22 protein-coding genes and 2 pseudogenes are annotated in these 26,712 nt (G+C 53.2%); 6 read left to right on the top strand and 18 right to left on the bottom strand.

Annotation, left to right across the window (positions count from 1 at the left end; all coding sequences use genetic code 11):
- Positions 1-16 precede the first annotated feature (16 nt).
- From MKQ70_RS07615 to MKQ70_RS07585, 7 genes are all read right to left on the bottom strand, one after another.
- The gene (locus MKQ70_RS07615) at positions 17-2,389 is read right to left on the bottom strand and encodes a SusC/RagA family TonB-linked outer membrane protein (RefSeq protein ID WP_248069669.1); all 2,373 of its coding nucleotides are present in this window, start codon (positions 2,387-2,389) and stop codon (positions 17-19) included.
- Positions 2,350-2,763, bottom strand: a complete 414-nt coding sequence (locus MKQ70_RS07610) for a TonB-dependent receptor plug domain-containing protein (protein WP_248069667.1) — start codon at positions 2,761-2,763, stop codon at positions 2,350-2,352. Before MKQ70_RS07610 ends, MKQ70_RS07615 begins: the two co-directional genes overlap by 40 nt.
- On the bottom strand, positions 2,748-3,137 hold the full coding sequence (locus MKQ70_RS07605; RefSeq protein ID WP_248069665.1) for a carboxypeptidase-like regulatory domain-containing protein: 390 nt from the start codon (positions 3,135-3,137) through the stop codon (positions 2,748-2,750). Before MKQ70_RS07605 ends, MKQ70_RS07610 begins: the two co-directional genes overlap by 16 nt.
- Before the next feature lie 792 nt (positions 3,138-3,929).
- On the bottom strand, positions 3,930-4,193 hold the full coding sequence (locus MKQ70_RS07600; protein WP_248069663.1) for a T9SS type A sorting domain-containing protein: 264 nt from the start codon (positions 4,191-4,193) through the stop codon (positions 3,930-3,932).
- Positions 4,194-4,195: 2 nt separating this feature from the next.
- A complete protein-coding gene (locus tag MKQ70_RS07595) occupies positions 4,196-8,650 on the bottom strand; it encodes an Ig-like domain-containing protein (RefSeq protein WP_248069661.1) in 4,455 nt (1,484 codons plus the stop codon).
- Positions 8,651-8,655: 5 nt separating this feature from the next.
- Positions 8,656-9,567 carry a WD40/YVTN/BNR-like repeat-containing protein gene (locus tag MKQ70_RS07590; RefSeq protein ID WP_248069659.1) on the bottom strand — a complete coding sequence of 304 codons (912 nt, stop codon included), beginning with the start codon at positions 9,565-9,567 and terminating at the stop codon, positions 8,656-8,658.
- Between the two features lie 47 nt (positions 9,568-9,614).
- Entirely contained in the window at positions 9,615-9,791 is a 177-nt protein-coding gene (locus tag MKQ70_RS07585) for a hypothetical protein (protein WP_248069657.1), read from the bottom strand.
- Between the two features lie 582 nt (positions 9,792-10,373).
- Between MKQ70_RS07585 and MKQ70_RS07580 the strand changes: the two genes are divergently transcribed.
- The 3 genes from MKQ70_RS07580 (at position 10,374) to MKQ70_RS07570 (ending at position 12,611) form a co-directional block, all read left to right on the top strand.
- Positions 10,374-11,702, top strand: coding sequence for an APC family permease (locus MKQ70_RS07580; protein ID WP_248069655.1), 1,329 nt, complete (start codon positions 10,374-10,376; stop codon positions 11,700-11,702).
- 110 nt (positions 11,703-11,812) lie between these two features.
- Complete coding sequence (locus MKQ70_RS07575) at positions 11,813-12,472, top strand: KilA-N domain-containing protein (RefSeq protein WP_248069653.1); 660 nt, start codon at positions 11,813-11,815, stop codon at positions 12,470-12,472.
- Complete coding sequence (locus MKQ70_RS07570; protein ID WP_248069651.1) at positions 12,456-12,611, top strand: hypothetical protein; 156 nt, start codon at positions 12,456-12,458, stop codon at positions 12,609-12,611. Before MKQ70_RS07575 ends, MKQ70_RS07570 begins: the two co-directional genes overlap by 17 nt.
- Positions 12,612-12,710: 99 nt before the next feature.
- Here MKQ70_RS07570 and MKQ70_RS07565 read toward each other — a convergent pair whose 3' ends face one another.
- The 7 genes from MKQ70_RS07565 to MKQ70_RS07535 all read right to left on the bottom strand — a co-directional run bounded on the left by MKQ70_RS07565 (position 12,711) and on the right by MKQ70_RS07535 (position 20,662).
- Positions 12,711-13,553: a phosphatase PAP2 family protein gene (locus tag MKQ70_RS07565; RefSeq protein ID WP_248069649.1), complete on the bottom strand. Its 843-nt coding sequence runs from the start codon at positions 13,551-13,553 to the stop codon at positions 12,711-12,713.
- 117 nt (positions 13,554-13,670) lie between these two features.
- Positions 13,671-16,595: an alpha-2-macroglobulin family protein gene (locus MKQ70_RS07560; protein ID WP_248069647.1), complete on the bottom strand. Its 2,925-nt coding sequence runs from the start codon at positions 16,593-16,595 to the stop codon at positions 13,671-13,673.
- A gap of 57 nt (positions 16,596-16,652) precedes the next feature.
- Positions 16,653-18,116, bottom strand: coding sequence for an alpha-2-macroglobulin family protein (locus MKQ70_RS07555; protein ID WP_248069645.1), 1,464 nt, complete (start codon positions 18,114-18,116; stop codon positions 16,653-16,655).
- A 3-nt stretch (positions 18,117-18,119) separates the two neighbouring features.
- Entirely contained in the window at positions 18,120-18,992 is an 873-nt protein-coding gene (locus MKQ70_RS07550; RefSeq protein WP_248069644.1) for a hypothetical protein, read from the bottom strand.
- A complete protein-coding gene (locus MKQ70_RS07545) occupies positions 18,986-19,318 on the bottom strand; it encodes a hypothetical protein (RefSeq protein ID WP_248069643.1) in 333 nt (110 codons plus the stop codon). Before MKQ70_RS07545 ends, MKQ70_RS07550 begins: the two co-directional genes overlap by 7 nt.
- Complete coding sequence (locus tag MKQ70_RS07540; protein WP_248069642.1) at positions 19,276-20,256, bottom strand: hypothetical protein; 981 nt, start codon at positions 20,254-20,256, stop codon at positions 19,276-19,278. Before MKQ70_RS07540 ends, MKQ70_RS07545 begins: the two co-directional genes overlap by 43 nt.
- Positions 20,219-20,662 (bottom strand): hypothetical protein, encoded by a 444-nt coding sequence (locus MKQ70_RS07535; RefSeq protein ID WP_248069641.1) that lies wholly within the window; start codon positions 20,660-20,662, stop codon positions 20,219-20,221. Before MKQ70_RS07535 ends, MKQ70_RS07540 begins: the two co-directional genes overlap by 38 nt.
- Positions 20,663-20,762: 100 nt before the next feature.
- On the opposite strand from MKQ70_RS07535, the gene MKQ70_RS07530 reads away from it, so the two are divergent.
- Genes MKQ70_RS07530 through MKQ70_RS07520 form a run of 3 tightly spaced genes read left to right on the top strand, consistent with a single transcriptional unit; the run spans position 20,763 to position 23,926 of the window.
- Positions 20,763-22,013, top strand: coding sequence for an AAA domain-containing protein (locus tag MKQ70_RS07530; protein WP_248069640.1), 1,251 nt, complete (start codon positions 20,763-20,765; stop codon positions 22,011-22,013).
- The gene (locus tag MKQ70_RS07525) at positions 21,914-22,669 is read left to right on the top strand and encodes a DEAD/DEAH box helicase (protein WP_248069639.1); all 756 of its coding nucleotides are present in this window, start codon (positions 21,914-21,916) and stop codon (positions 22,667-22,669) included. Before MKQ70_RS07530 ends, MKQ70_RS07525 begins: the two co-directional genes overlap by 100 nt.
- Positions 22,670-22,714: 45 nt before the next feature.
- Positions 22,715-23,926 carry an NAD(P)-dependent oxidoreductase gene (locus tag MKQ70_RS07520; RefSeq protein ID WP_248069637.1) on the top strand — a complete coding sequence of 404 codons (1,212 nt, stop codon included), beginning with the start codon at positions 22,715-22,717 and terminating at the stop codon, positions 23,924-23,926.
- Here the strand turns inward: MKQ70_RS07520 and MKQ70_RS07515 are convergent, their stop codons facing one another.
- From MKQ70_RS07515 to MKQ70_RS07500, 4 genes and pseudogenes are all read right to left on the bottom strand, one after another.
- Entirely contained in the window at positions 23,927-24,244 is a 318-nt protein-coding gene (locus MKQ70_RS07515) for a hypothetical protein (protein ID WP_248069635.1), read from the bottom strand.
- Positions 24,211-24,504: pseudogene (locus MKQ70_RS07510) on the bottom strand (methyltransferase); the annotation flags it as partial. The pseudogene MKQ70_RS07510 and the gene MKQ70_RS07515, both read right to left, overlap by 34 nt.
- Positions 24,505-24,741: 237 nt before the next feature.
- Complete coding sequence (locus tag MKQ70_RS07505) at positions 24,742-25,713, bottom strand: hypothetical protein (RefSeq protein WP_248069633.1); 972 nt, start codon at positions 25,711-25,713, stop codon at positions 24,742-24,744.
- Positions 25,710-26,656 (bottom strand): annotated as a pseudogene (locus MKQ70_RS07500) (alpha-L-fucosidase). The gene MKQ70_RS07505 and the pseudogene MKQ70_RS07500 overlap by 4 nt, the downstream one beginning before the upstream one ends.
- Positions 26,657-26,712: the final 56 nt, after the last annotated feature.

Raw genomic sequence — 26,712 nt, 5'->3', positions numbered from 1 at the left:
TGCTTTTTAAGATTGATTAAAACCCGATTTCGATACCTGCCAGGAATGTTCTTGGCTGTGGCAATGCCCCCAGGTCGATGCCCCTGCTGAACAGGAAGTCACCACCCGGCATCGCCCCGATCTCAGGATCAAAACCGCTGTAGTTGGTAATGGTGAAGAGGTTTTGCGCGGCCACGTAAACACGGGCATTGCGCAAAACGCCGTTACCAATGGTTTTAGGCAGTCTGTAACCAAGTGTCAGGTTGCGAAGACGCATGTAGCTGCCATCTTCCACCCACCAGTCGGACGGCCGCAGGTTGCCCGCGCCGGTAGCATTTTGTCCCGCGCGTGGTACACTGGCTACATCGCCCGGCTGGCGCCAGCGATCGAGGATCGCGGTAGAGGCATTGTGCCCGGTAGCAATGATGTGGGTATGGAATTTCATCCCGTTGATCAGCTCCACACCGGAAACACCGGAGATCACGAGGTTCAGGTCAAATCCTTTGTATTCCAGGTTGCCGTTGATGCCATACACATATTTAGGGATCGGGCTGCCCAACACCTGCTGGTCTTTATCGGTTACTACGCCATCGCCGTTCAGGTCTTTGAACATGAAGTCGCCGGGCTTCATGCCAGACTGGTAAACCGCCGTGGCATTGCCGGTCGCGTCTACTGCTTTTTTATTCAGCGCATCGATCTCGGCCTGGTCACGGATCACATGGTCCATACGGTAGCCATAGAACGCACCGATAGAGCCACCGGTCGCAGTACGCGTCATTTCCACGAGGTTGTTGAATTTGCCCGCAATGATGGGCGCCACGAACTGTCCGCCGAGCGACAATACTTCATTTTTATTGATCGAGCCATTTGCGCTCAGTCCCACTTTCAGGTCACCAAACTGCTGCTGGTAACCGACTGTCAGTTCCACCCCTTCGTTATAAGCATTGGCCGCGTTCATGGTTTTGAAATTACCTACACCACCGGTTAAGCCAATACCCACGCTCGCAGGCAGCGGCACGGACACCAGCAGGCCATTGCTCTTACGTTTGTAATAGTCGAGGCTTAACGTGAAACGGTTCTCTACAAAACCGAGGTCGAGTCCAATATCGGTCTGGTCGGTGGTTTCCCAACGCAGATCGGGACTGGCGAGGGTATTTACCGTAACGCCGGGAATGAATGTCTCGTTGGTACCCAGTGCGTACACCAGCATACCGGCCGGGTTACCCGCAAAGGTGGAAGGTTGTGTAAGGAAGTTACCGATATTGTTGTTACCGGTACGGCCCCAACCGCCACGCAGCTTACCGTCAGACAGGAACGTGGCGCCTTTCATGAACGCTTCGTCAGAGAAGCGCCAGGCAGCACCTGCGCCGTAGAAGTTACCATAACGGTAGGCCTCACCGAAGTTAGATGCACCATCGCGGCGGTAGCTTGCATTCACAATGTATTTTTCCTGGAACACATAGTTGGCGCGGCCATAATAAGAGATCACCGCCGTACGTGCATACCCTTGTCCGGCAGCAGACACCGAGCGTGAGGTAGCCACGCTGATGGTCTGGATGTTATCATTCGCAATGCCGGTACCGATGGCGCTCAGGCTCGCATTCTTACCAGGCCACAGGAAACTCATACCCGCCACACCGGAAATACCATGATCGCCGAAGGTGCGGTTGTAGTTAAGATAATTTTCAAAGGTATAATGATAATAATCACTGTACCCTAAAGTCGCCTGGCGCGCATAACTCAGGTTATTACCGGCTACGTGCGCGTACTGGTAGCTGCTGTTGCGGCTGGAAAAAATTTCAGCCGAGAGCTGCGTGCGGAATCGCAGGTCTTTGATCAGACCTACCTCACCAAACAACTGCGGAGACAGCAGCACGCCCTGGCTTTTGGAGCGCTTAACGCCCGGATTCAACAATGGATTATCAATATTGCTGGCGTCTGCCACGTTAGATACGTTGGAGTAACCGCCCAGGATGTTCGGATCGAGAATGGGTTTGTAAGGGGCGAATTGCAGGGCATTCGTAATAGAACCCATCACGCCGTCGCCATGGCTGTAACGCACGATTAAAGTCTGACCGAGCTTAAAGCGCCCGAAGGTTTCTTCTACACCTAAACGCAGGTTCAAACGACGGGAAGTAGCGTCGCGGACGATGGCTTTCTGTGATACGTAGTTAGCAGAGAAGTTGTACGTTACTTTTTCCGCACCGCCGGTGATACCGAGGTAGTTTTCGGTGGCCAGGCCGGAACGGAAGATCTCGTCCTGCCAGTAGGCACTGTCTTTCAACACCGCATCGGTCGCGAACTTAGCAGGCAGCGTCGTGTTGTTCGTAGCGGCGAAGTCCTTCATCAGGTCTACATAATCTCTCGCCTTTAACACATCGATGGTGCGCCATGGCTTAGCCACCCCCACTGGGAAGTGAAAGTGATACGCGGCGCCCCGGAGCGGCCTTTTCTCGTTGTAACGATTACCACCCCGTTGGCCGCGGCGGAACCATAGATCGCTGTAGACGATGCGTCTTTCAGTATAGTAATGTTTTCAATGTCCTGTGTGCTGAGGGTGTTAAACAACCCTTTGCCAGCCTGGATACCATCAATTACATATAAAGGCTCGATGCTTTTGAACGAACCGGTACCGCGGATGATGATCTGTGCATCGGCGCCAGGGTTACCATTCGATTGCACTACCTGTACACCGGCAGCTTTGCCGATAAGCAGCGCGGAGGGCATGGCGGCAGTGGTGGCGCCGGCTTCTCTTACCGACACTACACTCACAGCGCTGGCCACCTCTTTTTGCGGGTGGCGCCGTAACCCACTACCACAACATCCGTCAGTTGTTTAGTGGAAGATCCCAGCTTTACCTGTACGGGCTGGCTGAAATCAGTAATTGTAACTTCTTTCTCGTCGTAATTCACATAAGAAATAACCAGCGTGGCATTCAGTTTTACCCGCTCCAGCCGGAAGTTGCCGTTTGCGTCTGAAACAACGCCATTTGTAGTGCCTTTTAACTTAACAGAGGCCATCGGGAGCGCTTCCCCGGCTTCGCCCGTTACTTTGCCCTGGACGGTACCCGTAACTTCCTGCGCCTGTACACGCAAATTGGTACAAACTCCTAACAACAGGAGCCATACAAAACATGCGAACGTGGAATTTTTGAACATGGTGGTAAAGGATTTGAATTGATCAATAAGAACCGGCAGGAATGATCCTCTCCGGACTTTAAGTTTACATACAGCCGTATGCGTAATTTTCAGGTTGATAAATTTGAAATAAGTACGGAAGTTCAGGCAATAAGCTGCCTGGAAGAGCATTCTCCATTACGATGAAATTGAGCTTAACCAGTAATTACTTGGATTGACAATAACGGCCTGCCAGGGCAATGAACTTACCATGCAGCAACACAGACTAATTTTTTGGGCATACCATGCTACGGCACAAAGGGACACAATACAATACAAAGCGCACTACATTGCACACACGGGTTGCTACAAAATCGTTTGAAATTTGGCTTCTTTAACCGGACACGATTACCGGCTCTTACCTAAGACTCAGTTTTCATTTTATCGGGAATGCTATCCTGTCTTTTTCTATCGCTAACGTGGTCTAAAAACACTTATCAGGAATCTTTACCAAAACTACTACTATTTCTACCTGCTCTGTAATACTTTTTTAGCGTATTGTTGTAAAAATATGACGGCACGTTTAGCAACACGTGCCTTAAATCCGCTGTCAGCATACTAAATAAAGCTAAATTGACTACCTGGTGCTATTTATTTTCTTTCAGGCCTATAATACGAAATCAACTATGCCACCTGAACATATTATACGCCACTGCGGCTATAAGCCAGTATCATCAAAGAAAAATACAGCTCCGACACCTGCCCACAAAAAAGCAACCGGGAAAGGCTATACGCCTCTCCCGGTTGCATAACAGGAACGGTACTACGCCAGCTTTATAATACTACTACCCTCGCGGTCTGGCTGTAATTTTTGCCAGCCACCTGCAGAATGTAGATACCTTTCTTCAGCAGGCTGCCCGTCTGCAACTCATGCCGGGTATCAGTTCTGGAAGACGTGATCCTTGTACGGAACACTTCCCTGCCCTGCATGCTGGTCACTGTTACCTGTAGCTGCTCATTGTCAGATACCGCACCGCTTAAACGGAAACGGATGTTACCGGCCACGGGGTTCGGTGCAATGCTCAGCAATACCGGCATGCTCACTTTAGGCTGTAACGGTGCGTAACTTTGTGCATCACCGGCACGCAGGCTTCCGCCATTAGCACCGGAACCTGCAACAGCTCAACACCCGCTACCGCTGCATTGTCGGTCACGGAAATAAATTGAACGTTCAAATTGCCCGCAGTATCCGCCATTACAGCGATATCCCGCAAGATCGGACGAAGGCGTTTATTTTTACCGGCCGCGATCAGATCGAGGTTATCCAGCTTCAGTTCGTCATTCACTTTTACGTCCATTACACGTTGCCCCGTAGTCGTTGCCCATGGCTCGATGAAATGGAGGCGTAATACATAGGAACCGTTGCCGGCCAGGCCAGTAAAGTTGTAGGTAAAGTTGCCATAGCGGCGTTTACCGTACAATGCAAGCGGACCAGCATTCGCGGTACCGTTGTAGTTAATGGTGCTGATTGCCGTAGCTGCACTCGCAGACCCACCGGTGTAAGCACTGTCGGCAGAGAAGCCGTCAATCGCCACATCCGCACTGTTAACGGCGATTACTTGCTCGTAATCGGTAATGCTGCCCAGTACTTCAATACCTGCCACCGCGGCATTATCGATATCCTTTGTGAACAACAGCCGCAGGTTGCCGATGCTGTCCGCCACTGCAGATACATCTTTCACCAATGCCTTATTCTGGCCTGCTTCCGCGAATACATCCAGCGATGTGAGCACATCCGCGCCATTCGCTTTTACGCTGAATACCCGTTTGCCAGCCTGTGCATAGAACGGCTCCACGAAGTGCATGCGCACCACATAGCGCTGTCCCGGTGTAAAGCCGGTAAAATCATAGTAGAATGTATCGCCGTAACGACGCTGTACATATACGTATGTCGGCGCGGCGTTCGCCACACCTACGGTGCTAACACCAGTATAGGTCGTCGTCGCACTGCCGGAAGTATAAGAGTGATCTTTGTGGAAAGCACCTTCTGTAGTGTCGCCACTGTTCACATTCACCAGCTGGTGCAATACCTCTACCAGCACGGTGTCTTTTTTCAGGCCATCCGCAGACGCCGCGATAATGTTTGCAGTACCCTGTGCCACACCGGTCACCAAGCCTGTACTATCCACAACCGCAATGCCGCTGTTGGAGGAAGTCCAGGTGACAGCCGGATGAGTGGCACTGGCCGGAAGAACGGCGGCCGACAGTTGCCTGCTGGCGCCAATGGCTATTGTAGCACTCGCTGCATCAGTCGTTACGGAACTAACGTTCACGGTTACACAGAAGTCATCTAAGTAAATGCTGCTCGTGACCGGACCAGCTTTAGACACCCACAGACCCAGGCGGGCAGTACCTGCAGGGGCATTACCGTTAATGAAGAACTGTTTGTAGTTCGCCACATGCGGTGTGGTACCACCCGGGTGAATTACCACGGATGCGCTACCCAGTTTGTTACCGAGGGAGTCAATGTAATCGAAACCGGCACCTGCCCAATAGGGCACTGTTGAACCGCCTGTTTTAGCCCAGAAGCTCACGGTAATGGGCACGCCACCCGGTACATTCACCGGGCCAATATGGTTGTGCGCCGTACCATCCCCGCTGAGGATCAGCGCTCTCAGGCCGCCATGCACATCCGCAGGAACTTCTGAAATACGCGAGGTCGTATAACCCGCGCCCGTCCAGTTGTAATAACCGCTTTCAAAACCGCCGTTGCTGATCGCGCCGCAGTTTTGCACCGGGATCACCGTTACCGGCAACACCTTGTTCGCTCCCTGGCCATCCTGGGCAGTAGCGGTAATGTTTGCATTACCCGCAGCAATCGCCGTAATGCGGCCATTGGCACTCACCGTCGCCACAGTCGTATCGGACGATGTCCAGCTTACTGCCAGGTTGCTCGCATTGGAAGGCAGCGAAGTAGCACCGATCGTGGTGGTATCGAAAGCACCGATTGTTAACGTACTCCTGGTCAGGTTCACCTGCGTTACCGGCACCACGACCGACAACACCGACGTACTGGCCGTTTTGCCACCTTCGCGGGTAGTTACGGTAACGGTTACATTACCCGGAGCGATGCCACTCAACAAGCCGGCAGCGTTTACTTTTACAATGCCCGTATCAGAAGAACTCCAGCTGATAAACCTGTCGCTGGCATTGGCCGGGTACACGGTAGCTTTCAGCTGACGTGTATTGCGGACGCCTACTGTGTCTGCGCTTTGCTGCAAACGTACACTGTCTACCAGGATACTGTCGGCAGTAATAAGAACGGAATCACGCTTGCCGGTTTCGTCGGTAATTATCGATATCACCGCGGTACCCACACCGGTACCTGTAATCAGGCCGTTGGTCGATACCGTGGCCACTGATGTATTGGAAGAAACCCAGGTAACACCTTTGTTGCTCGCTTCCACCGGCCAAACGGTCGGAGTAATGCGCAGTGTATCGTTTATACCCACGAACGCATTGGTAACGGGCAGGCTTACACTGTCGACCGGACGTAATACCAGCTCGATACCATTAATCGCTGTGCTATTGGTATAAGCGCGAAGCTTGACCCCTACTCCGCCTGCACTGCTGGCGTTCACCACGTACTCGCGCACCACCGCTTTGTAACGGCCGCCCGCGGCGTTAAAGATGTCGTATAGTTTCGTAGTGTCCGTACCCACAATAATATCAAAACGTCTGCCACCGGAACCGACGGTCGCCCCCAATTCCGCAAAGTGCAGCCGCATGGTATACCGTCCGCCAGGCACCAGTCCACCGATATTAATGGCATCAAGACCAACCCGGGAAGTTTTGTATACGCCTTCGGGAGCGGGATTGGTTACCCCGGTCAGGTTAATAGCGTTCGTTGTCCGGATCGTACCCAGCCAGGACTGTGTATACGGATCGCGTTTAAAGTTGCCTATCTGCACGGTATCGCCCAGGTTGATCGCCGCGGCAATAGTATTCACTTTAACGGTGATAGTGGCGGTAGCGCCGCCATCTACTGCAGTTGCCGTAACGGTAGCCGTTCCAAAGCCAAGCGCCGTTACGCTACCGCCGCTGCTTACACGCACTTTCGTACTGTCGGAAGTCGTCCATACCAGTTTTTTATTGGTCGCATCCAACGGCAATATTTTAGGCACAAGCGACACCGTATTGCCAATCCCCATCCAGATGGCAGTATCCAGCGCAACACTGGACAAGTGGATGAACGGCGTTACCGTAATAGCGGTCGTATCTGTAAAGCCGCCATCCTGCGTGGTGACCACTATGCTGGCAGTACCGGCAGTTAACGCCCTCACCCAGCCATTTGCATCTACCGTAGCTACGGAAGGATTGGTGGAACTGAGCGTGTAAGCGCGGTTAGCAGGATATAAAGGCACCAGCGTTACATTCAGTTTAACAGAATCTGTTTCTACCAATGTATCCGCCGGAGGCGTAATACCCACACCCGTTACCGGCCCGCTGACCGGTTCCCCCACAAAAATACCGTTACCATTCAGGCCAATGAATACCCGGCCAAACTGGTCAGCCGCCATGTTCGACACCACGGTCGGTACGCGGGAACTGATTTCGGTCCAGTTAGCACCGTTATCATCAGAACGGAAAACGCCATAGTAAGCGCCATTGATGGCAGTCCCCTGGTTGGTTACATACACCACACTGTGGCCGGCAGCCGAAGTATCGGTACGACCGACAGACATCCATTTGGGACTTACAATTACGGACGGATTTACGTGTACAAAAGACTTACCCGAATCCACGGAGTGATACAAACCGGCAGGATGTGAAAACCACACATCTCCGGATTTACCGGGCGTAGCCTCCAGGTGGGCATACGAGGCATAACCGCCATCATTAGGCAGGCCGGTAGCCCTCGCAGTGAAAGTGCGGCCGGTATCCTGGCTTACATATATCACGCCCTGTGCATATACATAAAAAAGATTGCCACTTACACGATCCGCTGCGATCGGGAGCTGGCCCGCATAAATTTCATAAATGCTGCCCGACCTCAATACATTGTTCGGCAGGCCTGAGCAAGCTGTCCAGGTGGCGCCGAGGTTATTAGACATGTAAGAAGGTCCGCCCATCGGCACCCATACAAAGTTGCGGCTGGTAGCAGAAACAGCTACACGGCCACGGGCGCCGCCGGATCCCGGGAACGTAGGAAAGTTATTATACGTGACACCGCCATTAGTGGAATAACCACCTTTAGCGGGACCATTCCAGCCATCACTGCCCACGCGTACGATGAAGTTGGGATCGCTGAATTGCACATCGACACCGGAAGTATTAATACCCGTAGCGGTAGAAAAGTAAGAAGCCATACCCTTTGCAGGCGGCTCCGTCAGCGACTGGTGATCAAAACCACCCACGTCGCCGGTGGTCGACAGCAACACGTTGCGGCCGGTTGGCGGGGCCGTGAGCTGGCCGGTAGGCACTACTTCCTCCAGGCCCGCCACGCGGAGCTTCCAGTGTACCGGCGTAGCCCACACGTCTGTAGTCTGGTTCACGTTGATCATATCGGAAAACCAAACATGCCCGGATTAAACGGATCAAAAGTGACCATATCGATACTGAAACCGATATTACCTGCCGCCGTGCTCATTTCAGAATGCGGCGCTTCTGTCTTATCGCGGGTATGCGACATTTCCGTCCAGGTACCGAGATTACCGCCGCTGGTGCTGCGCCACATTTTTTCGCTGGCCCAGCTGCTGGTAGAAGCAGCAATTACTTCATTCGAATTATCAGGATTCACCGATACATGTTTAAACTCGCGCGCATTATCAGGAGAAACGCCGGACCATCCGCTGCCATTCCATTTCCAAACGCCGTTGTTCGTAGAGGAGGGCGTAGCGGTTACGAACATCACGCCATTTTTAGCGATACTGGCCCTGCGTACCCCGCTTGGGCCGCCGATCATCGCCGCAAAAGTGGCGCCGCCATCGGTACTGCGGTAAATGCCGTAGTTGGTACCAATGAACATGTTTTTGGTCACGCCACCCTGCGTACCGCCGCTTACATCAAACTTGATGAAACGACCGAAAAGCGTATCGCTGATGCTGGTTTGCTTCACCCAGCTGCCGGTAACGCCTGCAGAAGTGCTGCGCCAAACACCATTGGAACGTGTGGCCAGCCAGATCACATTGCTATTGTTCGGGTCCACTACCAAACGATCTGTAAACGTCTGATCACTGTTAGGCTTGATGTCTACCGCCAGTCCGCAATCGGTCCAGGAATCTCCGCGGTCGGTGGATTTCATCACGGTACCTTTCGTGTCCAGCCCCTGTCCGGGTGCGGCGCCCTTACCGTTAGCCAGGGTCACGTATAGGGTGTTGCCCGTAACATCATTCGGATCAAAGGCCAGGTCGCCGGTTACCGCGCCATTGGCCCAGTTCCAGTACGTAGCAGGAATTTTGGCGCCCAGCACCAGTTCTTCCCAGCGCTGTAACGCATGGTTCCACCGGTAGGAAGTACCTACATCGGTGGTAATAAAAAGAGATTCTGGACTTTAGGGTGCGCCTTGATACTGGTCACCCGGCCGCCGCCCCCTATGCGGACGGCGCTCCAGTTGTACCCCTGTGCCACCGCTGCAACAGATGGCGCAAGCACCAACATTGCAGGCAACAGCCACGTTCGTAGAAAGTTTCTCATGAATGTGAAATTTAGAGATGAAGGATATTATTTCTTTTGTTGCCTGACCGCTACTCGAACAGCGGGTTTTTCATATTGCTTGGAATTAAAATACTCAGGTTACTGGGAGGGCATAACAAACCGCCCAACTTGTGGTGATACGAATAACGTGGGCATACGATGTTTCAGGACAAACGGGTCAAGCACTCGGCAAGGGCACAACATGTACACACGGGTGGAACAAAAGGAATATGAAGGGCATGATATTCACTCAGCGCTCATAAATAAAATCGGGATACCGGCATCTTAAGTGTCATTTCATCTAACGTGTCTTTATTTTGCTAACGTGGTAAAAACCGGTATTACCAAAACTATTACAATTTCAACGCAGGTACTAATATTTTTTTATCCTATTCTGATTAAAATCTAACGCGATCATTTACACCTTCTCCGAAAACAGGCCACCACGGCACGACACCAAAATCACCCCGCCACGGCGCATTGATTATTTCTATCAACCGGATAATACGAAATCTACTATCCTCAAGGAAAGCACTCCTGCCGCCAGCGGCTCAACGAAAAAGGTTACTTTTACCGCCGCTTATGGATCAACCACACCTCTCGCGCAGAATCAGCCTCCTTCAGGCCACCGCCATTAATATGACCGACATGGTGGGCATCGGGCCCTTCATCGTGCTGAGCCTGGTCGCTAAAATCATGAACGGGCCAGGTTTTTTATACGCGTGGATCGCCGGCGCAGTACTCTCGTTCATCGATGCGATGGTGTGGAGCGAATTAGGCGCCACCTTTCCAAAGGCCGGCGGTAGTTATAACTTCCTGAAGGAAGGATTTGGTCCGCGTACCGGCCGGTTAATGAGTTTCCTGTTCGTATGGCAAACCATGATACAAGCCCCGCTGGTGATCTCCTCAGCCGCGATCGGATTTTCAGGATACGCCTCTTACCTGCTTCCGCTCGGCTTCTACGGACAAAAACTCGTCAGCGGCGGTGTGGTCATTCTCATTATTCTCCTCCTCTATCGCAGAATAGAAACCATCGGTAAAATCAGCGTACTCCTGTGGATGGGCGTGCTCATCACCATGGCCTGGATTATCGGCAGCGGCTTTGCACACGGTAACTTCATGGCGCCGATCCACAACATCAACACGGGATTAGAACTGAATTATGCCTTTGGCGCCGCGCTGGGCGTAGCGAGCGTAAAAACCATGTACAGCTACCTCGGCTATTATAACGTGTGCCACCTGGGCGGCGAAATTACGAGCCCGGAGCGGAACATCCCGCGCAGCATGTTCATCTCCATTACCGGCATTACAATTTTGTATCTCTGCATGAACATCAGTGTAGCGTCTGTATTGCCGATGGACAAAATCACCGCCAGCAAATATGTGGTCAGCGATTTCATTGAAACATTAGCCGGACCGGTAGCCGCGGTCATTGTAACCATCATGATCCTGTGGGTGGCTTTTGCCTCCGTGTTCTCGGCCACCCTCGGTTACAGCCGCATCCCATATGCCGCTGCGCAAGATGGCGCGTTCTTCCGTGTATTCGGCAAACTGCACCCGACGAGAAATTTTCCGCATATTTCCCTGCTGTTCTTAGGCGGCGTAGCCTTCGTGTTCAGCCTGCTGGTAAAACTCGAGTACGTAATTTCCGCGATCCTCGCCATGCGCATCCTGGTGCAGTTTATGGCGCAGGCAGTAGGACTCATCCTCCTCAGCCGCCGCGCAGGCCGCTCCTCGCTCCAATGGCGCATGCCACTGTACCCTTTACCCGTGATCCTTGCCTTGCTGATATGGGGCGCCGTTTTCGTATCTACGGGCACGGTCATGATGCTCACCGGCATCAGCTTTGCGATGCTCGGCATAGTGGTGTATTTTATCAAAGAATCGGTGAAAAAAGGGCGCCCGCTTTAGCCCTTTTTCAGGCGCAGTTGGGTCACAAACTTCCGCTTTTTCCACGCCGCTCAACTTGTTTTATTGCCCTGTTTTTTGTACCTTCAAGTATCATTGTTAACCCACATTTTATGGTACAGAAAAAAGCACTTGTCGTTGACGAAACGATTATTTCCGTTGTTGACCTCCGCCAATCCGGCCACCTTTCACTTTCAGACATGGAAAAAGACGCGTTCACGGTAACGCGCTGGCTGGGACAAACTTCCACCCTCGTATTGCTCGGCATCTGGGAGCAGTTGTACAACCCATATTTCCCGGACGAAGCCTTCGAAGAACTGGTACAGGAAAGCGCGCGGCCGGACTTTACCATCACGGTTAAAACCTGGATCGAGAAAACCGCGGCCACGGGTTTGTGCATCAGGACAGGCCGTTACGCGGGCGCATACGCACACCGCGACATTGCCGTGGAGTTTGCCGGCTGGATCAGCCCGATGTTCAAACTGCGCCTCGTCAAAACGCTGCAGGACAGCGGCGGGCAACATTCCGAATGGAGCTTCCGCCGCGCGCTGGCAGCCACCAACTACAAGATCCACAGCGCCGCCGTTAAATCGCGCTTCTCCGGCGAAGAAGAAAAAGCCGCCTACTCCGAAGAAGCAGAACTGATCAACCTTGCCCTGTTTGGCCAGGGGCTCCCGCGAATGGAAAGAGAAACATCCCGCCCTTGCCTCAGGCAACAAAACGATCCGCGACTATGCGGATACCCACCAGTTAATCGTGCTCTCGAACCTTGAGAGCATTAATGCGGTGTTGCTGCAAAAAGGGTTGAGCAAAGAAGACCGGTACGAGATGATGCGGGATGCCGCGGTTGCGCAGATGAGCGCATTGCAGCGCGGTGCAGGGGCGATTGTAAGTCCGTTGCGGATCGTGTAGCGATGGGGCTCCAGCAAAACAAAAAGCCCCGCCACGCAACGCGACAGGGCCCGTTAAAATATGGGAACGCCTACTGTTTATTCAACGCAATCGTCATACTCAGTCCACTCGACTGTGGAGCGTAATAAGGTGACATGCTGATGCCTTTATGTTTGTCCCTGAACCGGTGTAATTCCGGCACCAGATCCCCGTAGCTGCGCCCATTACAATACCCGTCATTACATCCGTACGGAAGTGGCGGCCACCTTCCATGCGGAAGTAGCCTACTACAGACGGCGGAACGGCGGCGGCGCCATACAGCAAAATCCTGCGCCAACCGGTGATGTGATGGTAGTCGGTGTATACTTTCGCGAGAAAAAAAGTGGAGGCTGCAGCTACGGCGGCGTGGCCGCTGTAAAACGAATTCGCTTTAGCATCGCCTACCTTACTTTTCACAGGAACGTCTGCGTTATACGTGTAAGGGCGCTCGCGACGGAAAGCGAAGGCCAGGCCGGTATAGAGCGTCTGGTTAACGGTGTGCGTCATGAAATACATGCCCAGCAAATCGAACCAGTCTTTGCGGATGCGTTTATCCAGCCCTAAAATAGCAGGACTTAACACCGAGATGTTCAGGAACAGGTCGGAACGGCTCATAGCCTTGCCATACCCTGCGGGGTCGTTGAAAATAACGGGCCTGTCGAACCAGTTCACATCAGCAGGATTCAGGGCCAGGGCCTGTTGCTCGTTGAGAGCTGCATGCCGGGTAAGGGCAGGCAGCGCCACGGTCGAAAAGAGCAATACACCGCCAAAACCTGCCGGCAACTCCACCCAGGGATTCACCTTGTATACCTTTTCGCGTGTGGGAACGGTATCGGCGGAGGAAGTGACGGTATTGGTTACACTGTCTGCGGATATCGTCTGGGCCTGCATTTGCTGCACCCCCAGCGCGCAGCACATCAACATAGAAAAAGCCTGTGCATTGTAAAATTAAAACCTGTTTAACGGCCAAAACTAAGCAATTTACAGCTTCCTCCATTCAAATATAATTGTACATATTCCGGTAAGGTTCGGATATATCCGCTACTCCACGGTGATGGACAGACCAGGGTTCCAGTGGCGCGCACCCGACATGTAATACAAGTAGGCGTTGCTGGCTTTACCGGTATACACACCGGGTATCTCCGCTTTCAGATCGAGGTTAATATTTTTCACCGCCGATCCTTCCATGCCCGTCCAGTAAAATACAAGGTAATTATTGAACATCTCGTAGTAATCAAATGCATGCTGCTCCTGCAACTGTTTCAGCTGCCAGGGCTGCAGGCTTAATCCCGCGGGAATACCAATTTGCGCGGCAACCATGGGTTGCTTCCACTCGCTGGTGTTCTTCACTTCCACTTGTAAACGCACGGTTTCACCGGCTTTTGCGCGCCCGACCTGTAACTTCGTCTGTAAGTGAATTGCAGCGCCCTCGCTATCCGGTGGCAGCAAGGTGTAGTAACCCACGGCCAGTTTGTAAGGCGTACGTTCACCAGGACCAAAGTGTACGTCCACCGTATTTTCGCCCTCCCTTATAAAACCAGCTATGCTGTCTTTCGGCGTTACCGCACGGCCGTTCAGCGTTAAGCTGATTTGTCCGTCCATAGCATGCTTTAATAACTGGCGGCTGTATGTTGTTATTGCATTCAGCGAGAGGGAAATGCTTTGCGTGTTGCCATAACCGCTAACAAGCCGGCGCAACTTCGACAGTTGTTCTGTTACCAATGTTTGGTCCGGCTGCACCGCCCGCATCAGCGCCAACGCATACAACGCCCGGGCCTCCACCTCCGTGTCTTCCCCGCGACTGCCCGTAAAACCGCTCACGGCGCCCATGAGCGGCTTATCCTTACAGGCGGCCAGCAGTTGCAGGAACCGGTCGTAGTCGGCCAACTTACCCATATTATGCGCCGCCAGCGCCGCCAGTGCCAGGCGATAACCGTCGCCGCTGGTGGCGGTCTTTGCTGCACTAACTTCGTATTCTTTCTTTACCTGTTCGCCATACCCGGCCTGCGATAACGCGTACACGATGTACATGTCCTGTACCGCATCCGGCGCGGCATCGCTGTTCACCCTGAAGCCTCCCCTGCCATCGCGGCGCGCTAACAGGAAATCGCGGGTACGCACCAGCAGTTGCGAATCAACAGGGATAAATTCTTTCATCTCCTTAAACACCAGCAAGCCATAAGCTGTAAGGGCTACTTTGGCCGGCGCCTCCCCGAACCAGCTAAAACCGCCATGTTTCACCTCGTACCCGGCCATCTTGTTATACCCTTGCTGCAGGTATTTCAATGCCCGGTCTTCCTTGTTAAAATTGGCCTTCCCATTGCTTCGCAGGTAACGAAGGATATAGATGTTCGGATAGGCCGCCGAGGCCGTTTGCTCAAAGCAACCATGCGGCCCGCGTAACATATCATCTATACCGGACGAAAGCTGTTCCGCCAGGTCGTTAAACACCCCCAGGCTGGCAACCACACTGCCTGGCAGCGCTTTCCTGACCTCGAAGCTCTTTTTCACCTGGTCGGTCCCGCCCAGGGTGGTCACTACCGGAAAGCCTTTTGCACCCGCTGACACAGGCCACTCCAGCCGTTCCGTGCGTTTGCCCGTGGTAACACCTAACCGCAGCACGCCACCAACCGCCTTGCTGGCCGCAACCGGTAATAAAACGCGCCTGCTTTCTCCGGCACCCAATACTAAACTATCTTGATAGTTGCCGGCACTAAAGCCATCCGGCAGCCACAGCGCAAGTTTAACGGCCACACTCGTATCGCGGTTGTTTTTCAGTACCAGCGGCAACATTGCACTATCTCCAACCGTTAAGTAAGGCGGCACTTTAATATCCGCACTCAGCGGCGATTGTGCCGTATAAGTGACTTCTGCTCTTCCCGGCTTCCCGTCGTACGAAAGCCCCTCCGCAATTACCCTGAACGTCGTGTTGGCATCTGAGTTATAAAATTCCAGGTCAGCTTTTCCATCTTTGTTGGTTTGTACGGTGCCGGTCCAGTAAATCGTTTCGCGGAAATCATTCTTCACACGTTCGTCATCGTCGTATCCATAATTCGGCGCATAAAACAATCGCTCATAGTCATGTTCCTGCCAGTTATGAACGTTCTCCGGGGCGTAGTAATAGCGTTTATTCAGCGACACAGCAAAAGAACCGCCGCCATAGTTGGTGGTGATGAGTATTACACCATTGGCGCCACGGCTGCCATAAATCGCGGTGGCTGCTGCGTCCTTTAATACGTATACATTGGTTACATCGTTCATGTTCAGCGACGCGTTCAGCTTGTCAACCGGCAAGCCATCCACGATAAACAACGGCTCCGTGGCCACGGCACTGCGCGATCCATACAGTTCGTAGCTGGGTGTCGCTGCACCCGCACCACGAATCATAATACCTGCCGCTCTTCCCTGCAGTGCGCCGGTGAGATTACCACCGGCCACCTCAATACTCCGGATGCTGCTGACAGCCCCGGTCAATGCCTCCCGCCGCTGTACTCCATAACCAACGACCACCGTTTCAGACAGCGCCTGGTCCGGTGCCGCCACTTTGATTTTATTTGCAAAAAGTTCCTCTCCTTTCCTGATATCCTGCTGCAGCGGCTGCGCCTCCCACGTAACCGCATCGTCCATAAACACCGATTCGGGCAGCGGCGCGTTAAGACTGGAACCGGACTTCTCCATATTGATCTTTACCGGTTGCTTTGCCTGCCTGGATTTAGCAATGACCAGCAATTGATTGGCCGCTGTGGGTGCGGAGAAAAAGAACTTTCCATCCGGCCCTGTTGCTATCCGAACCGCGCGCTTCGACACCCGGTAGTCGATCATAAACACGTCCGCCACCACCGGCACACCAGCAGTATCAGTAACAATACCACTAAAGATGTTACCCAGCTGCGGCGCGTATTTCAGGAGGCCCGACTGCCTTACTTCCGGCAGGTAAGCAAAGTAGCGGTAGCCGTGCGTCAGCATTACAAGGTCCAGCGCACCGGCGGCCTTTTCCTCATCCTTTTGAAATAGAAAGGAGGCTCATATACTTTTCCCCGCAGCTCGCTGCTCATGAGCAACCAGGGATATAAGATGGTCCTGCCGGTCGTCCGCCATAGTCCACAGTTTATCATCCACCACGCTCAGCGACAGATCAGCGGGCAAAGGCCGGCCCTGTTGGTCGGTGGTGCGTACAGACAGCTTCACCTTTTCGCGCGGCGCGTATACGGCTTTATCTGTTGTTATACGGGTGCGCAACAACCGGTTGCCACCTAGGAAGCAGACTCTTTCCGCCAACGGGCGGTTATCCAGGCCGGTGAGCGTAAAACGTGCAATACCAGGTGGGAAAACCGTATCGGCGATGGGGATCAGCAGTTGTCCTTTTCTGAGTCTCACCTGATCGCGGAATATCAGTTTGTCGTGTGTGGTGCCGGTGATCAATACCTCCTGCTCCATGGTAGACAAAATTTTTAACGAGGGCCGCCGGTCGTTCAGCACATTCAGCACCACCCCTTGTGTGGCCACCGGCATAAGTCCGACCCGTTGTTGTATGTTTTTGGGAGAGGTGATCACTGCTTCGTAAGTCATGCCTGCTTCGGGTGTTAATATAAAACGGCCCATCCCGAATTTATAGGCCTCAAAGGTGGCCACCTGCTTGCCTTTACTGTCGCGCAAATATCCTTTTACATCTACCGGCTGTCCATCAACACCTATTGCCCGGAAAGCAATATTATTAGGCAGGCCGGCCACCAGCGTACCACCTTCCGGCATCAGCTGCATATCCAGCTGGCCGGACGCCAGCGGCAGATTACGGGCAATGTTTTCCGTGTAACCGTTGTAGTTGAAGGAGATATTCAACAACCCATCCCGGGTAGCAAGGGTGTCGGGTAAGCGCAATTTAAACTGGCACTTCCCTGCTTCATCTGTTTCAAAAATACCCGACCGGTAAACATTTCCGGCGAATGTTACCTGGTAGCTGCCCTGCTGGTACCTGATAGGTAAACCCGCCAGGTTGCGCACCTCCAGGTCGGCAACTACTTCGTCGCCCGGCCCCAGGCCTTTAGCCGGGAAATCGAGCTTCATCAGCACACGGGGACTGATCGTTTTTTGTACCGTAATCGACTTCTCAAAGAAAAGACTATCGCTTTCATTGCGCATCCATTGCGTATATATGCGCAGCTTATACACCCCGCCCGGCCAGTTGGGGTCAAGCTGAAAGCCGGAGTCGCCACGGCCATACACGAGCGGCACATTCCGTTTCTTCACCAGCGCACCGGAAGGTCCGAGCAGCTCGGCGATGGCCACCTGGCTTACATTGGAAGGGGTATTATCCGATGCGTTGACGATATATATTTTGTAATAGAGCGATTCGCCGGGTTTGAAAAAAACGTGGTTCGTATGTGCATAAGCCTTTTCGCGCATGCTGGCATAAGCCTTTTGTGCGCCTGCCTTTCCGGCAATAAGCAGCAGCAGCGCCGCCATCAGAAAATGTATCCGTGACTTCATAGATCAGAGCGTAATTGAGCAGGTGACACCAAAGTTTTTAGTCGAAGGCAGGTTAAAAAAATCGAGGCCGTTACCGCCCTTGATCCCCATCAGCTCCTGCTGCGGATCGTTACCGTCGTAAGCCGTCCACAGCAACAGGTTACGGGCATAGGCCGTAATTTTGAAACCGGTGGCCCGGAACACTTTCCGCTCGTATCCCAGCGATACGTTGTTGACACGAGTATGGTCTGCGTCCTGTATATACTGCTCCGCCACACCGGCCACGCCATAACGCACCCAGCGGTTTTGCTCCAGCGGCGCGACAGGGTCGTTAAAAGCTACGGGTATATCGTTCACATGCCCATCTTCTTTCACGCCTTTAAAGATGTAATCACGCGTATTACGCCACTGCGCACTAACAGCCGACCGGCCATAATAATCAAGGGCCGCCTGCGTCCCATTCCATACCTGCCCACCGCGCTGGTACTGCAAATCAAGATTAAACCGGATACGACGCCACGACAAACCCAGGGAGTGTTTCATCACAAAATCCGGGATGGGATTACCGATCACCTTCGGCGTATTGTCGACCAACGGAAACCCATCTGCTCCCACTATTACCCGCCCCTCCGCATCGCGGCGGTAGGAACTGCCAACAATAGCGCCCAGCGGGGCGCCTTTCACCACTGCCCGGTTAATACCCCGGAATCCCACCAATGGCGTATAATCATACCCGTTACCAATACCGGTTACCTTACTGACTGTTTTGTTGAAAGAAAGTTGCCCCGATACATGCCAACGATTATCAACGGGATAATTATATTGGCCAAACGCTTCATTGTACGCCACAACGGCCTCAAACCCGTTCTCGCGGTGGTCGGCAAGATCTTTCAGCACCACCGGCTATTTTCCAGTACAGGAAATACATCGCGGTTTAACTGGCGGGTATAACTTTGCAGGTTCAGCCACCAATTGTTAAGGCTCCAACGCACACCTCCCTCCCAGGAACGACTTTCAGTAGGCCATAAACCGCGGAAGGAGGTCACTTCGTTCACAGGCCGATAGCTGTTTAACTGCGAGGGGTCCAATGCCGTAAGGCCGATATAGGAAAGCGAACGGCTGACAGACTTTTCGCTTACACTGCTGGCATAACCGCCCGACAGGTAAAGATTTCCCGGTCCTAAGCGGATACGGTTGAGCTGTAGCTTGCGGAAGGCAGCCACGCCTGCCCCGCCGCCGCAGTATTAGAAGTATAGCCGGTGTTACCCAGTTCAAGGATAAGGTCAATTCCACCGTTAAAATGATGTTTTAACTCCGTCCTGGTATGCACTTCATGCGTACTGCGCCCGTATTTCCAGGCATCTCCCGCCAGGTAGTTAATGACGGTTTCATTATCTGCCAGTGTATACCTGATACGTAACCCCAGGTCGACCGCACCCTCCAGCAGTTCAATACGTTCCCGTGCGGCATCAAATTTTAAATAATAGGAACGATCGTCCTGCGACCGGCGTAAGGCTGCCCTGTCCGGAAAACCGGCCGTGCCGGCCTCGTAGCCTTCTTCCGCTATATCGTGCACCTTTTCCATCGCCTGTATCAGCGACAAACGAAAGCCATTCCATGACTTCTCTACTTCAAGCCCACCGTTCGTTTGTTCCCGGTGATAGAAATGACCATAATTGTGCAACAGGAAGATGGGATTATCTGCCTGGAGGCTGTAACTCCGCTGCGCGCCATTCTGCAACGTTGCCCCCTGCGCATTTTCGAAGCTGGCCGGTGTTAAAAGGCCATATTGATAAGCGCGGTTCAGAAAGCCCGTTCGATTGGAATTGGAGAAGTCATCCTCCTGCCGGAGCAATTTAGACTGGAGTTTCCAACCGCGGAAGCCCGCACCCAGCATAAGGTCGAGGCTGCGGAGCGTATGATCGTTGTTGCTGACCGGTGTCGCTTCATCTGCGCGGGATATTTTCATACCGCTCCATATTGTTTTGTCGCTATTACGCAGGTACGCGAGATCTACGTTAAACACCTGTGATAACAAGGTTGGGTTGCGGAGGATATTATTCCGATAGGGCTTTGCCACCGGGCCGCTGCCCATGGCGGAGAGGCGCCCCTTTTCATCATACTCATAGGGGGCGCCATCGTAGAAAAGCGTCGGCAACAACGGGCCGTAGCTGAATAACTCCCCGTTTCGGCCCCACGCCAGGTATTGTTGCGGCCCTGGGCATAAGTTTGCTGTAACGCGGGCTGGCGGTTGAGGTAACGTTGCTCCCAGGTGGCCGTGTAAGCAGCACCGATGCGGAGTTGCTGCCGTACCAGGGTTGAACATACAGGGATGAATCGGTATACTGTACCGACTTCACCATCCCCATGTACAAGTCGTATTCATTGAGCACACGCAGCGGTGAACGCCCCACCGGGTTGAGGCCAAAGACCGTATCGCCGGTTCGCTGCGCAGCCTGTTGCCGCACCAGCTCCTCATAATCGTTCGACCTGACCGGCCCGTTCGTTTGGCCTCTTAACGTGAAACAGCCGCCCGTCAGCAGCAAAAGTAAAAACAGGTACTTCAACACAGCTAGATTTAGGTAAATGGATTCCTGCCACACAAACGCACTCCCGGCCACATGATGCACCAAAATGCCTAATTCCATAAATGCTTAACTTTGCAGGATGGATTATTTTAAAAAGCTGCTGGAACTGCTGAAAATAGAACTGGATGAAGATAAACGCAGTTACCGGGCGCTGACCGAAAACAGCTCCGTAAATGAACGACGCGCCAATGGCCTCACGTGGTACCCGATCGCAATCCGCGACACGGAAATGACGCGCGGCGACTATATATCGGTGGAAGTGGAACGTACCACCCACCAGGACATCCCTCACCAATTGCGCTTCGGCGCAGCCGCCACTTTCTTTTCCAACCACGACCCGCAACATTGCCGCGAAGAAGGCGTCATTGCCTGGCAGGGCGGCGACCGGCTCCGCATTACCCTGCGCACCGACGAACTGCCAGAATGGAGCCGCGATGGAAAACTGGGCATCGACCTGCTGTTTGATGATAACAGCTACGATGAAATGGAAGCCGCGTTAAAACTGGCCGACAGCCTGGGCGAAAAGAAGGAAGAAGGCCGCCTCGTGCGCATCCTTACCGGGGAGCAATCCCCCACTTTCGATACCGACGTACACCCGGTTACCCTGCCGGCACTGAACGCCTCGCAGCAGGATGCGGTAAACAAGATATTATCCGCCAACGACCTCGCTATTGTGCACGGTCCTCCCGGTACGGGCAAAACCACTACGCTGGTGCAGGCAATTAAAACCCTGGCGAAAAACGATCCGCGTAAGATACTGGTGGTAGCGCCGAGTAATGCGGCCGTAGACCTGCTAAGCGATAAATTATCGGGGGCGGGACTGAACGTACTGCGTGTAGGCAACCCCGCGCGCGTGTCTGAGCGACTGGCGGCTTTAACGCTGGACAGTAAAATGGCCGGCCATCCTCAGATGAAAGACATCAAACGGATGAAAAAGCAGGCGTCGGAGTTTAAGAACATGGCGCATAAATACAAGCGCAGCTTCGGAAAAGCGGAGCGTGACCAGCGTAAAGCCCTGTTCGACGAGGCCCGCAACATCATGAAGCAGGTGGAAAACACCGAACAGTATATCATCGACGACCTGATGGGCAAGGCGCAGGTGATTGCCGCTACCCTTGTGGGCGCCAATCACTATACTGTGCGGAACCTGCAATACCATACCGTGGTGATCGACGAAGCCGGTCAGGCTTTGGAGCCCGCCTGCTGGATACCCATCCTGAAAGGAAAAAAGTGGTGCTCGCCGGCGACCATTGCCAGTTATCACCCACCATTAAATCGGACGAAGCAGCGCGCAAAGGACTGGCCGTTACCCTGCTGGAAAAATGCGTAAAGCTGTATCCGGAAACGGTAGTACTGTTGCAGGAACAGTACCGTATGCACGCTGCGATCATGGGATATTCTTCGGCTGTTTTTTATGAAGATAAATTAAAGGCGCACGCTTCGGTGGCCGAACACCTGTTGCACCAGGAAGACGTGCCCCTGCACTTTATAGATACGGCCGGCTGCGGATTTGAAGAGCAACTGGACGGCACCAGTACCACCAACCCGGAAGAAGCGGCGTTTGTATTTAAACACCTGTCGCAGCTGGTCGCCTCACTGCAACCGCATTACCGCGGGCAGGACTTCCCGACCATTGCCGTGATATCGCCTTACAAACAACAGATACAACTACTGAAAGAACAATTGGCCGGTTCGCCGGACCTGCAACCTTATGCCAGTAAGATAACCGTGAACACGATCGACAGCTTCCAGGGACAGGAGCGCGACATCGTGTACATCAGCATGACGCGCAGCAATGCCGATAGCAAGATCGGCTTCCTGAGCGACATCCGGAGGATGAACGTGGCCATGACCCGCGCGCGTAAAAAGCTGGTGGTGATCGGCGACAGCGGTACACTTTCGCAGGATGAGTTCTATGCCGGCTTTATCAGTTATGCTGAGCGCCATAATGCCTACCAGAGCGCCTGGGAGTTTATGATAGATTGATTTGCCTGAAATTCGTTATGTTGCAGGGGAAGCTATTCCGACGCTATGACTAAAAAGCTGCATCTTGGACTGATCCGCGAGGAGAAAGTACCCCACGACAACCGCGTAGCCTTTACGCCCCTGCAATGTAAATGGATCATGACGCATTATCCCGGCGTAACCATCACCGTGCAACCTTCTACAGGACGCTGTTTCAGCGATGAGGAGTACCGTACGGCAGGGGTGCAGCTCGCAGAAGATTTATCGGACTGCGAAGTGCTGCTCGGCATCAAGGAAATTCCGACCGATAAGCTGCTGGCGGGTAAAACGTACCTTTTCTTCTCTCATACTAAAAAGAAACAGCCCCATAACCGCGGGATGCTGCAGGCCATACTGGAAAAAAACATTACGCTGATCGACTACGAATGCCTGGTGCATGAAGACGGGCAACGGATACTCGGCTTCGGCTTCTTTGCCGGCGTAGTGGGCGCGCATAACGGGCTGCTGGCTTACGGCGAGCGTACCGGTACGTTTAAATTTAAGCGGGTACACGAATGCCGCGATTTCCGTGAGCTGATCACCCATTATTTCGGGGTAAAGATACCACCCATCAAAATCGTGGCGACCGGCTCCGGCCGTGTAACGGCGGGCATTTTAGAGGTGATGGGCTTACTGGGCATCAAGTATATTCCACCAGAGGAATTTTTGATTAACAGTTACGCTTACCCGGTGTACACGCAACTGAAAGCGGGCGAACTTTACCTGCGCAAAACAGATAAAACCTATAGCCGCGAAGACTTTCACGCACATCCCGAAAACTACGACTGCAAGTTTCTTCCTTACGTGACGGCCAGCGACATTTTAATGAACGGCATTTACTGGGATAAAAATATTGAACCGCTCTTTTCCTGGGCGGACCTGGCGAAAGACAATTTCCGCATCCGCGTGATCGCCGACATTACGGACGACGCACAGGGCTCCATTCCCTGCAACCTGGGCGACGGCACCATCGAAGAGCCGGTATATGACGTAAACCGCTTTACCCAACAAAAACTGCCGCCCTTCCATGAAGAGGGCGTGACCATGATGTGCGTGGGCAACCTGCCGAACGAGCTGCCCCGCGATGCATCGCAGTACTTCGGCGACCAGCTGATGAAATTTGTGTTCGATGAGTTGATGAAAGGCGATAGTAAAATGATCGCGAAAGCGACGATTGCGAAGGGCGGTAGGTTAACTGAGGAGTATGCGTATTTGGGCGAGTATGTGGAGGGGAAGTAACTACAAATACAGGTAATACTCCTTCAACAACGCCACGAACGCATCCGTATATTGATTTCCCTCCCCATAAATCAACAACGTATCCGCTTGGGTTACTACCTCCCCTCGCGTGAAAATCCCCACCGTCCGGAAAAAGCCATGCCTGGGCGACTGCTGCACGTCCAGCCGCAGCGCCAGTCCGAAGCCGCGCGCCTGCGCCAGTTGCAGGAACTTTGGGAATTCGCTGTACGGCAACAACACAGAACATTTGCCATCTGCACTTAACTGCTGATCGATAATACTGATCAGCGCCCCGAAATCAAGATCGGTGGCGTGCATGGCGGCATTGCGGGCAGCCTTGCCGCTCTTGAGGGCGTTTTCGTAAAAGGAGGATTCGTAATAATAAAGGGATAAGGCTGTTCGCTGCGGAAGCTGCGCGCATCGGCATGTATGACACGGAGGCGTTGTGCCCAGGGCGAAGCCGCGAAATTTTCACCGGCTTGTGCGAAGGCGTCTTCGTCCAGTTCGAGTGCATCTATATGAGCAGGAACCGCCTGGGCCAGCATGAGGCTGAGCAGGCCGGTGCCGGCGCCGATATCCGGATGCGTGCGGGAGGCCCGTTACGCAGGTAGCTGGCCGTATAGGCGCCCGGATACAGGCATCGGTACAAACGCGCATGGCAGCGCGCTGCTGGTGTACGGTGAATTGTTTAAACTGGAAATAATCGTTTGCCATCTTACTGCGCTAAATGTAATTCCAGGTTCGGCAGACGCATATCGCGGTGCACGGATACCGGGTTGTAGAGCTTCCAGCTGTACTCCCCACATCGCCCCTTTTCAGTTGCTGTGGCGCCAGGCGCTGGCGATACATGTACTGCGGCACATTTTTATCGATCGTACCACGGTTTTCGGCGCAAAGCGTTTGTACACTTTCACGAACAACCTGTTTACACCCGCCTTCAGCGGCAAAACCAGGTATTCCTGCTGCGTTAAACCGCGTGCCGGGTTATTGTGCACCGTTTGCTCCTCTTCATTCAGGTACACCTGGATGCCATCGCCGCTCGTTAGCCGGATGATGTACGGGCCTTCTTCAGCAGCGGTGATTTCCTGGTAAATGGTCCACACGGCATCGCCTGCATTGGTCAATTCATATACCTCGTCGTTCTTCCATTTCGTCGGCTCCAGTTGCGGCTTGCGGTCTTTCGCTGTTACCTTCTCACTCGTCCAGTTGGCGCCCACCGGATACGGCCCGGCGAGGTAAATAATACCCCAGTCGATTTTCCGCGTAGGGGCGCTGATCAGGATAGAATCGGTGCAAATCAATTTAACGGTCTGCAGGCGGTCGTTCATCACCGGGGTAATCGCTTTGTCGCGTTCCTGCTGGGTGTACGACAACCACGGCACCATGCGCATATCCGCATCGGCCCTGACCAGCCAGCTGTTTTCCACCGTGCTGCGGTAGAAGCTGTAATAATCCACGCCGGAAAAGCTGTAATGCTTCTCCGCGTTGTGGCGGTCCAGCACCAGGTGCTTATTAAGGCCCATATCCATGACGTGATCCGGCAGCACGCTGTAACCACTTTTGAAATTCAGCTTTAATACCCGCGCGCGCCCGTTCAGTTTGAACTTCGCCGGCAGACCGATATACGTAACATCGCCTGCTACGGTGATCTGGCAGTTGAGTTTTGCGTTGTTGCTATCCAGCACCTGTATGCTGCTGATGTCACCTTTCAGGCCGGGTAGCGCGATCGTATTATTATCGGGCTGATGAAATATGCTGAGGTATAACTTGCCAGACTTCGCCGTCACTTCTCCCCAGCTAAAAACTGGTGAAAAGGATTGGGCGATGTGCCAAACACGGCCTCCCCGTTTACGGCGAGCCACTTGCCGTTACGCAGCAACACATCTTTCTCTATATCCACAACAGACCCATCGCCGCGGGGGCCGATATTCAACAAATAATTACCGCCGCGGCTCACTACCTTCAGTAATCCCTCCAGCTTCTGCAAAGCTTTATCCGCAACCGCAACGTGTTCCTGCCAGGAGCGGTAACCCCAGGTTTCGTCGTACATCGACGCCGGCGTTTGCCAGGGCGTCGCTATTTTATAATCGGGATAATCATTGTCGCCCATCACGCAGAAATCACCGGCATCGTTCCCTAACCGGCCGCTCACCATACAATCGGGTTGTAAACGATGCACCAGTGCGGCCAGCTCCTGGCTTTGCACCGGGGTCAGTGAGCCCATATCAAACCATATCTCGGAAATCGGGCCGTAATTATTCATCAGCTCCGTTACCTGGTCCATGTTATGCTGGTGATGCTGATCGGGAATCAGATCGGCGTTGTGGCTGGACATCGGGTAAGCAGGCGGAAAGTGCCAGTCGATCAATGAGAAATACACCCCGAACTTCAGTCCCGGCGTTTACAGGCATCGGCCAACTCCTTTACCACATCGCGTTTATAGGGCGTGCCATCTACCACGTTATAGTTGGTGTAAGCCGACTTGAACATGCAAAAACCATCATGGTGTTTGGCGGTGATCACTACCGATTTCATACCCGCCGCTTTGGCCAGCAGGGCAATAGAATCGGGCTTCCAGTTCGCCGGGTTAAAACGGTTGGCCACATTGCCATACACATCGCTGAAAATACCGGCCTGCGATTGAATCTGTTCGCTATAGCCCTGTTTGACGGGCTGACCTTTCCACACGCCGCCAAGCGTGCTGTAAATGGCGCCCCAGTGGATAAACATGGAATACTTCTGCTCTTTCCAGCTCTGTTGCGACGGACGCTGCTGCGCCATGCTTG

The sequence above is a fragment of the Chitinophaga sedimenti genome (genome assembly GCF_023156195.1).
In the GTDB taxonomy this organism is placed as follows: domain Bacteria; phylum Bacteroidota; class Bacteroidia; order Chitinophagales; family Chitinophagaceae; genus Chitinophaga; species Chitinophaga sedimenti.
This window is presented reverse-complemented; position numbering and strand designations above follow the sequence as displayed.

Coding starts and splice junctions, on each gene's coding strand:
- MKQ70_RS07605 (WP_248069665.1), bottom strand. CDS start 3,137: ATGTTCAAAAATTCCACGTTCGCATGTTTTGTATGGCTCCTGTTGTTA.
- MKQ70_RS07600 (WP_248069663.1), bottom strand. CDS start 4,193: ATGCCGGTATTGCTGAGCATTGCACCGAACCCCGTGGCCGGTAACATC.
- MKQ70_RS07585 (WP_248069657.1), bottom strand. CDS start 9,791: ATGAGAAACTTTCTACGAACGTGGCTGTTGCCTGCAATGTTGGTGCTT.
- MKQ70_RS07580 (WP_248069655.1), top strand. CDS start 10,374: ATGGATCAACCACACCTCTCGCGCAGAATCAGCCTCCTTCAGGCCACC.
- MKQ70_RS07575 (WP_248069653.1), top strand. CDS start 11,813: ATGGTACAGAAAAAAGCACTTGTCGTTGACGAAACGATTATTTCCGTT.
- MKQ70_RS07565 (WP_248069649.1), bottom strand. CDS start 13,553: ATGTTGATGTGCTGCGCGCTGGGGGTGCAGCAAATGCAGGCCCAGACG.
- MKQ70_RS07560 (WP_248069647.1), bottom strand. CDS start 16,595: ATGCTGACGCACGGCTACCGCTACTTTGCTTACCTGCCGGAAGTAAGG.
- MKQ70_RS07555 (WP_248069645.1), bottom strand. CDS start 18,116: ATGAAGTCACGGATACATTTTCTGATGGCGGCGCTGCTGCTGCTTATT.
- MKQ70_RS07530 (WP_248069640.1), top strand. CDS start 20,763: ATGGATTATTTTAAAAAGCTGCTGGAACTGCTGAAAATAGAACTGGAT.
- MKQ70_RS07520 (WP_248069637.1), top strand. CDS start 22,715: ATGACTAAAAAGCTGCATCTTGGACTGATCCGCGAGGAGAAAGTACCC.
- MKQ70_RS07515 (WP_248069635.1), bottom strand. CDS start 24,244: ATGCACGCCACCGATCTTGATTTCGGGGCGCTGATCAGTATTATCGAT.